This is a genomic window from Bradyrhizobium sp. Leo78 (assembly GCF_059512425.1).
In genome coordinates, this window is record NZ_JCAMOT010000100.1 from 1 (window position 1) to 6,831 (window position 6,831).

General features: G+C 59.1%; 7 protein-coding genes and 2 pseudogenes. 3 read left to right on the forward strand and 6 right to left on the reverse strand.

Features of this window, described 5'->3' with window-relative positions; translation table 11 throughout:
* Window positions 1-26: 26 nt before the first annotated feature.
* From AC5ZG1_RS43055 to AC5ZG1_RS43065, 3 genes are all read right to left on the reverse strand, one after another.
* The gene (locus tag AC5ZG1_RS43055) at window positions 27-1,127 is read right to left on the reverse strand and encodes an AAA family ATPase (protein ID WP_496136445.1); all 1,101 of its coding nucleotides are present in this window, start codon (window positions 1,125-1,127) and stop codon (window positions 27-29) included.
* A 337-nt stretch (window positions 1,128-1,464) separates the two neighbouring features.
* The gene (locus AC5ZG1_RS43060; RefSeq protein WP_496136446.1) at window positions 1,465-1,683 is read right to left on the reverse strand and encodes a helix-turn-helix transcriptional regulator; all 219 of its coding nucleotides are present in this window, start codon (window positions 1,681-1,683) and stop codon (window positions 1,465-1,467) included.
* Between the two features lie 164 nt (window positions 1,684-1,847).
* Entirely contained in the window at window positions 1,848-3,116 is a 1,269-nt protein-coding gene (locus AC5ZG1_RS43065) for a tyrosine-type recombinase/integrase (protein WP_496136447.1), read from the reverse strand.
* Window positions 3,117-3,585: 469 nt separating this feature from the next.
* On the opposite strand from AC5ZG1_RS43065, the pseudogene AC5ZG1_RS43070 reads away from it, so the two are divergent.
* Both AC5ZG1_RS43070 and AC5ZG1_RS43075 read left to right on the forward strand, forming a co-directional pair.
* A pseudogene (locus AC5ZG1_RS43070) lies at window positions 3,586-3,974 on the forward strand (hypothetical protein).
* A 9-nt stretch (window positions 3,975-3,983) separates the two neighbouring features.
* Window positions 3,984-4,539, forward strand: a pseudogene (locus AC5ZG1_RS43075) (SOS response-associated peptidase family protein).
* A 312-nt stretch (window positions 4,540-4,851) separates the two neighbouring features.
* On the opposite strand, the gene AC5ZG1_RS43080 reads toward AC5ZG1_RS43075, so the two are convergent.
* The 3 genes from AC5ZG1_RS43080 to AC5ZG1_RS43090 form a co-directional block, all read right to left on the reverse strand.
* The gene (locus AC5ZG1_RS43080; RefSeq protein WP_130232076.1) at window positions 4,852-5,031 is read right to left on the reverse strand and encodes a hypothetical protein; all 180 of its coding nucleotides are present in this window, start codon (window positions 5,029-5,031) and stop codon (window positions 4,852-4,854) included.
* 99 nt (window positions 5,032-5,130) lie between these two features.
* Window positions 5,131-5,409 carry a DUF2934 domain-containing protein gene (locus AC5ZG1_RS43085; protein ID WP_496136448.1) on the reverse strand — a complete coding sequence of 93 codons (279 nt, stop codon included), beginning with the start codon at window positions 5,407-5,409 and terminating at the stop codon, window positions 5,131-5,133.
* Window positions 5,410-5,666: 257 nt separating this feature from the next.
* A complete protein-coding gene (locus tag AC5ZG1_RS43090) occupies window positions 5,667-5,975 on the reverse strand; it encodes a hypothetical protein (protein WP_496136449.1) in 309 nt (102 codons plus the stop codon).
* 386 nt (window positions 5,976-6,361) lie between these two features.
* Between AC5ZG1_RS43090 and AC5ZG1_RS43095 the strand changes: the two genes are divergently transcribed.
* On the forward strand, window positions 6,362-6,574 hold the full coding sequence (locus AC5ZG1_RS43095; protein WP_130226903.1) for a DUF6894 family protein: 213 nt from the start codon (window positions 6,362-6,364) through the stop codon (window positions 6,572-6,574).
* Window positions 6,575-6,831 lie beyond the last annotated feature (257 nt).

The following is a 6,831-nucleotide window of genomic DNA, read 5'->3' on the forward strand; positions in this document are numbered from 1 at the left end:
GAATTGGCGCGACCGAAATAAGCAAGTCAATCAAGCAGCCTGAGTGACCCCTGCGCGGCTCTCACCGGATGCTTACGCTTAAAGCGCGAATCGACCGTGTTCTCATTCAGGTCGGGATATCGCTCATGGTATTTGGACTGCCATATGCCGCCACCGACTGGACGCCCGCCCGCTGATAGCTCGGTCAGGATGTCCATTAACTCGGCCTTGGTCTTGGCCTTCACGGTCTCCAGAACCTTACCACTGGCCGCAGCCGCGAACTTCTCCGTATCAGCCGACTTGAACACAATAGGAGCAGTAAACGCGTTACCGTCGGCGTCCTTCACTTCGACGGATTTCATGCCATAGGTCAGCAATGTTCCAGAAGCGCCGCCGTCGTTGGCGCCATCGCACTCAAGCCGGAAGAGTTCACCCTTGCGAACCACCCTGCGGCTGACATCAACCAGTCCGTCCAAGTCGATGGCGCCCTTCGCGCGGCCGGTGTCGTGCCCTTCGTGGTGAACGATAGTGAAGTGGGCGGTAGGGAACTTTTCGAGCAGAAGCGCAACGCTATCGAAGTATGCCTTCATATCCTCGGCGACGTTCTGCTTCCCGCGGCCAAACGACTTCGTCAGGGTATCTAAGGTCCCGCTTCGCAACTCGGTCTTGTAATCGTCCTGTAAGTAGTTAATCAGCTCGACCATGCGCTTGGCGGAAAGCAGGCTGCCGTGCAAATCGAACTTGCCGCCAACAATCACAAGCGGGATGTCCGGCTCGACATCGGAATAATGTTGGCGCAACGCCATGCCGCGACGTAGCTGCAGGTCGTACCGCTCAAACGCGAAGTTGACCGCGAGTCCTTTCGTCACCTTGTAGCCGTGCCAATCCAGTCCTGCCGCGACATGGAAGTCCACGTCCAGCGTAATGACGGACTTCCCGCTGTCTGGTTTGGCCACAGTATACGATGACTCGCCAGCAGCCATGACGCCCTCGATTACGAACTTCTTAGCCTTCGTTGTTTGACCGAGCTCGCTATAGCGAGTGAACGTGAAGTCCTTCTTGAACTTTTCGGCCGCGCTGATGGGGTCGTTGTCATTGGCTGCGCCGCCCGTCTGCTCGCCCGCGTGCGCCTTCGCTTTAATGCTCACCTAGAACCATCCCTCAATGCGCGCGACCCTGTAGCTAGCAAGATTGTAGACACTCTCTCCCGCCTCGCCGAACTGCGCTAGCATTGCGTCGGTCTCCCGCTCATGGCGCCGCGCAATCGCTCTGGCTCCGTCGTCAATCCAACCGTCTGGAACCTTCGGTCTTGAGTGCGCCATGCCAGTCAACTGGCTAGCGGACAACATTTGATAAGGCATGGTCTCCTCCAGAGGTGGAAGTGGAGCGGGCAATTTCGAAACGACGCAATCAGATAGGTCGCGTCGCTTTCAGCGGTAAAGGGCGGGAAGAAAAAATTGCGGGGGTCGGTTGGCGGATCGTGCTTCAGGCGGCTTGGGTGCCGCTCTTTGAATTGTCGTTGGCTGCAACAGCTGTAGACTCCCGCCGACGCGCCGCCATCCAGGCGTCCAGGTCGTCGGTTGCGTAAACTACCGTTCGTCCCAGCTTGAAATAGGTGGGGCCGCCACCGTAGACGCGCAGTTTATCGAGGGTTGATTTCGATAGCCGAATGCGCTCGGCCGCTTCTTTGACTTTCAGGTGCATTCCCAATCCTCCATTTGTTTCCGCAACTATCGCGGTGATGGAGGTAGATAGGCCAGCAACCGGCAAATCTGCTAGCTGGATCCCATCATTTTATTTTTTGTATTTGCGCAGGATGTGCACTAATCGGCGGTCATCGCACGCCACAATTTGCTAGCCGACTCTCCTCAAAGTGAATCGGCCATTTGACCGACCTCAAGCGCCGCCGCAATCGTCTGGCCCGGCGGCTTTAGGATCAGGTCAATCAACCCAGCCAGGGTCTCGAATGCGGCGCGCTTCTCTTCAAGGTACTCATATCGATCGTACGTTTCGCGCACGCCACCGATTACGTGCCCGAGGCAGCGCTCCGCGTGGTCGGTAGGCACCTTTGCCCGGCTCATGAGGCTGCGCGCGGTCCGGCGCAGGTCGTGGAGTACCCAAGGCGGCATTGCTTCGCGGCCTTCGGCTTTCCTGATCTCGGCAATCTTGGCATCCAGCGCGGCCTTAGCCTTCGAGAAACCGGAGAAGCCCTTCTTGCCGCCGGTGGTGCTGAAGATGAACCACGAATTGCCCTTCAAACCTTCCGGCTTCTCGCCGATCAGGGCCTTGGCCTGGTCGGTCAGCGGGATGACGTGATCCAGTTTAGTCTTGTAGCGCTCGCCGGGGATGGTCCAGTTGTCACCCTCGAATTCGGTCGAGTTCATACGGGCCGACTCGTTGCGGCGCGTGGCGCAGAGCAGAAGCGATTTCACGAAGCGCGGATAAGGGGCTGGGACGTCAGCCCTATCAAGCGCCCTCCAAATGTCGCGGATCTCGTCGTCCGCCAGGATGCGCTTGCGGGCGCGCTCTTTCGGTTTCGTCCGAGACATGCCTCTGACGATAGGTGATTTAAATTCGTCGTCGCGCGCAGCCCACCAGTTGAAACATTTGCGGAGATGCGCCAGCACCCGGTCAGCCATCACTGGGCCGGCTTGGTCCTCGACCTTGTCGAGCATGGCGACTATTTCGCTGCGCTTGACGTTATAGACCGACTTGCTGCCGAGTTCCGGCCGCACGTAGGTATCGAAGGCATGCTTGATCTGGTCCGCGCTCCGCAGCTTGCTGGCGTGGCGCTTCACGAAGATGTCCAGAACAGCGTCCACAGTGTTGGTTTCGGCCAGTTTCTCCCGCTTGGCTTCGGCGCGTGCCTCCTCCAGCTCCCCGACTGGATCCTGCTTGTTGGCGACTTCGCCGGCGGCTTTCTTGGCGAGGTCACGAGCCCTCTCCGCAGTGATGTTCCCGTGCAGCCCCAGACCGAGCCAGCGCTGCTTGCCGGTCATCTTGTCCCGGTACCGATACCCGAACGTCACGGCGCCGCTATCGAGCCTGCGCGCTACAAAGCCCTTCACCTCTTTATCGGCGAGGATTTGCCCCGCCGTCATCCGGTCGACTGCCGTCTTGGTAATCTTGACCTGCATAGCGCCCCCTCGCGTGCACACAGATTCGTTACGGGTTCTCTCTGCACACTCTATGCACACACTAGGGGGAAAACGCAAGGAAAAGCACGGCAACGCAGGGAAAGCCGAGAAAATACTGAGATCGTTGTGCTTTTTGGTGATTTTGGGAAAACGCGAACGTTTGTAGCGAGTTGGCTTGTGTGCACACCCCTAACTTTTAATCATGGGGTCGAGGGTTCGAGTCCCTCCGCGCTCACCACAAATCGAAACATCATCAACAACTTAGCTTATTCTCGGTCCGTTCGCGGCGCTGACGGTCGACAATTCCAGCCTCCGAGTTGGCAAACCCCCGTTCGGACTTCGTTCACGGCCATCGCCGGAGCACACCTCGTTAGTTGCTTGTGATGCTGCCAGCCGCGAGCCCTAGCGGCTTGCCGCAGCGAACCCCACAGCGCATTTTTCATGTCATGGGCACCAAGCACGCGAGAGCATCTACGGCGCATCCGTGCGCTCCGCTGCCGAGCAGGCGGCCAAGGCGCGCAAGGACGCAGATCGGCTCGCATGCCAAGCCTGGAACATGCGCATGCTGGCCTTTCACGGACCGGCGCAGCCCTCGCCTGCGCTCGGCGACGCGCTCAATGCCGGCTGCAGCTATCTCGAGGTGAAGTGCCTGGCTGCAGTACCCGTCAGACGGTCGCCCTCGACATCATCCGCCGGCGCAAGTCGACACCCATTCACGAGCTCGAGCGCTACATGCGCTGCAAGCTGTGCTCAGACGAACGCGGCTATCCCTACAAGCGCAGCCACCTGGTCGCGTTGCGGCCGAACAAGATCAGCGCGCAGGATCCGCCATCGACATGGTGGCCGGGCGAACGCTAAGGACATCTGATCTGCAATCTCTATTCGATAACCACCAACCAGGAAGCAATCCGCGCGCTGTTCCGGGTCGTAAACCACTACGTCGGCAACCTGCCGCCGATGCCCGGCGTCTTTCCGGATTATCCGGCACCCGTGGTGCGCAACGCCGGCGACCGCCGTGAGCTGGCGCTGATGGGCTGGGGCATGCCGCCTCCGCCGAGCAAACCTGGTCCGCCCGTGACGAACATCGGCAACACCAAATCTCCGCACTGGCGCGGCTGGCTCAAGCCGGAGAACCGTAGCCTGGTCCCCTTCAACAGCTTCGCTGAATATGCGCCGGAGCCAAATCCGGCCACGAAGAAAAAGGACGTAGTCTGGTTCGCGCTGAATGAGGACCGAGGCGAACGCTGTCGTCAAACCGATCCATGACAAGGCCATGCCGGTCATCCTCACGACGGACGAGGAGCGCGACGTCTGGCTGCGCGCGCCATGGGATGAGGCCAAGGCGCTGCAGCGGCCGCTGCCGGATGCCACGCTCAAGATCGTCATGCGCGGCCCCGACAAGGAAGATAGGCTCGCCGCATAAAGTTTGCTTATGCCGACCCCAGAGAGGAACGGAACGTCGTGGGTCCGCTTACATCTCCATGACGGAACGAATCTTGTACGAAAGCAGCAACGGGGACACCTGGTTCCTGGCGCGGGATCCGACTTCCAAAATGCCCGTCGTAAGGCATCAGCCGAATCTAAGCTCTGGAGGACAGGTGTCCGACACGGCCATAGGTAAATTTCTTCGAGACGGAGCTAATGGGCCAGAACACCGAGCGCTCCTCGAGTTGATCGGCACGCTGATCGATGACTGATCGCACGCGGCCGCCCGTCGTCCATCGACGACGGAAGATCAGGCCCACTTATCTTCTTCGCGGCGGGCTTCGTCCTCATTGAGGCGCTCGGCCACATCATCAGCGATAGGTGAATCTTCCGTCGTCGCGATCGGCGTGCCGTCCTGCTTCTTGATCGTTTTGCCTTCGGCACTCACGGGAAAATCGTCGGGCTTCAGCGGCTTCTTTGACGTCGACATCGCGTCTCCCTCCTGTGTGCCGACACAATAGCACGCGCTCCTAAGAAACGGCGGCCAGAACTCTCGCTTGGCTAGGTGCGTCCACTTCGGAATATGCGCTCACTCGTTTTCATCCTCGCTAAGTTCCCGCTCTGCCTGTAACCAGAACTCTAGATCCCGCCCCGTAGGCCGCCCGTGCTGTTCCCAGAGTTCGTGGGCACGAGCCCTGATTGCTTGCTTGGACCGGCGCGCAGCTAAGCGCCGTTGCAGGCTCTCTCTCAGATCCTCGACGAACGCCTTGAGCCGCTGATAGGTCGTTTGGTCGGTTATCTCGGAAGCCAGCCGCTTCGCTTGCTCGAGCTGGCGCTGTAACTCTTGGCGATCGGTGCTCTGGCTCATGGTCACCTCCGCCGGAAATAAGTCGGCAAAATTGTTCATTTTTGGCTTGTTCGAGAAGCGGGGCCATGAGGTGCGCCCCGTATGCGAAAATCACGCCTGCTGGCAACGAGTTGTTCGCGTAAGTCACGACATAACGGTCTCCCGACTAGGATCATTCCGATCTCCGCTCATCGTCATCGGACCAATTGGCGGTGAAGTTCGCGCTCAACGAAACAAGCCGCCACTGTGATCTATACGAGCAAAGCTCTTTTGGCGTGTCAGCAATCCGGCATTCCCGCCGGACGTGCCGACGCATTTCCAGTGGAGCCGGTTGAGCCCGAAGCGCCAGACCCAGTTGGGCCCGGCGTGCTTGAGCCCACAGTCGTTTCAGGTGCCTTTTCCGAAGATGATGCACCAGCGGAGCTCGGGTTCTTTTCGCGAATGATGTTGCTGCTGACATCCCAGCATTGCTTGGGCGTGACGCCCTGATCGCGGTTTGCACTAACGCCCGTTCCTTGTGCGTTTGCGAAGCTGGTGACTGTCAAAAAAGTGGCGCCACAAACCGAAGCGAAATAGATCGTTTTCATGGTTCTTTCCTTCTCATCTGACTGCGAACGCTCAGTGAACCGTTGGATGCCTGAGAGCGGGGCCGATAGCCTCACTGCCGTCGGCAGCCAACTCGTCCCTGAATGAGGGGCGCTGTGCGAGCCTCAGCCATTCTTCGGAAAGCCGCAGCAGTTGCTGCTTGTCTATCGAAGAGACCGTCTTCGCGGCTTGTTGCCGGCAGTGCTCAGCTCGCGTGCGGCAAATATCTCCGTGCTCAGCCATGACACTGGTCCGCGCTCGCCCCCGGGCTCCGATTGGCCCCACTCAACTTCAATTCACCCGGCCGGTTTAACGTTCCTAGCCCAGCCGTTTAGGAACGGTCTGCGGAAGGTCGCGTTTGCGGACGGAAAGTCGTGGTTTGCGGTCAATGCCCCGTTTCTTCTTTCACATCAACGGAAAGTTCCCGTTTCGGGATGAAGTCGGAACCGAGCTTCGAGACGATCGCGCTGCTTGGAAGGAAGCTCTGTTGCTGACCCGAGACATCGAAACATGGCTACAGCCCGGGGAGAGTTGGAGCCTCGATGTCGAGGCTGGCGATCGCTTGTTGTACCGGATCAGCATCACGAGCGAAGAAGGATGAACAGAGCGGCGGATATGGGCGACACGCCCCAGATCTCCCAGCCTCCACGCATCCAGGAACCATGACGAAAGCTGTTGTAGATGCGGGGCTCAACCAGAGCTTACACATCAGATGCTAGACTCGACGCGAGGGCTGACCATACGCATCTACTAATGCCAGTGCGGGGAGCGAAGCTGGACGGAGCATCGAGAGTAACCGCCCACAGCCGTGGACGTTAAGTTTGCCTGCACGACAGCGGGATACGGGATTTTCTCTGC

What these genes read in the sequence shown, in the direction of transcription:
- AC5ZG1_RS43060 (WP_496136446.1), bottom strand. Translation starts at nt 1,683, where the DNA reads ATGCACCTGAAAGTCAAAGAAGCGGCCGAGCGCATTCGGCTATCGAAA.
- AC5ZG1_RS43065 (WP_496136447.1), bottom strand. Translation starts at nt 3,116, where the DNA reads ATGCAGGTCAAGATTACCAAGACGGCAGTCGACCGGATGACGGCGGGG.
- AC5ZG1_RS43080 (WP_130232076.1), bottom strand. Translation starts at nt 5,031, where the DNA reads ATGTCGACGTCAAAGAAGCCGCTGAAGCCCGACGATTTTCCCGTGAGT.
- AC5ZG1_RS43085 (WP_496136448.1), bottom strand. Translation starts at nt 5,409, where the DNA reads ATGAGCCAGAGCACCGATCGCCAAGAGTTACAGCGCCAGCTCGAGCAA.
- AC5ZG1_RS43090 (WP_496136449.1), bottom strand. Translation starts at nt 5,975, where the DNA reads ATGAAAACGATCTATTTCGCTTCGGTTTGTGGCGCCACTTTTTTGACA.
- AC5ZG1_RS43095 (WP_130226903.1), top strand. Translation starts at nt 6,362, where the DNA reads ATGCCCCGTTTCTTCTTTCACATCAACGGAAAGTTCCCGTTTCGGGAT.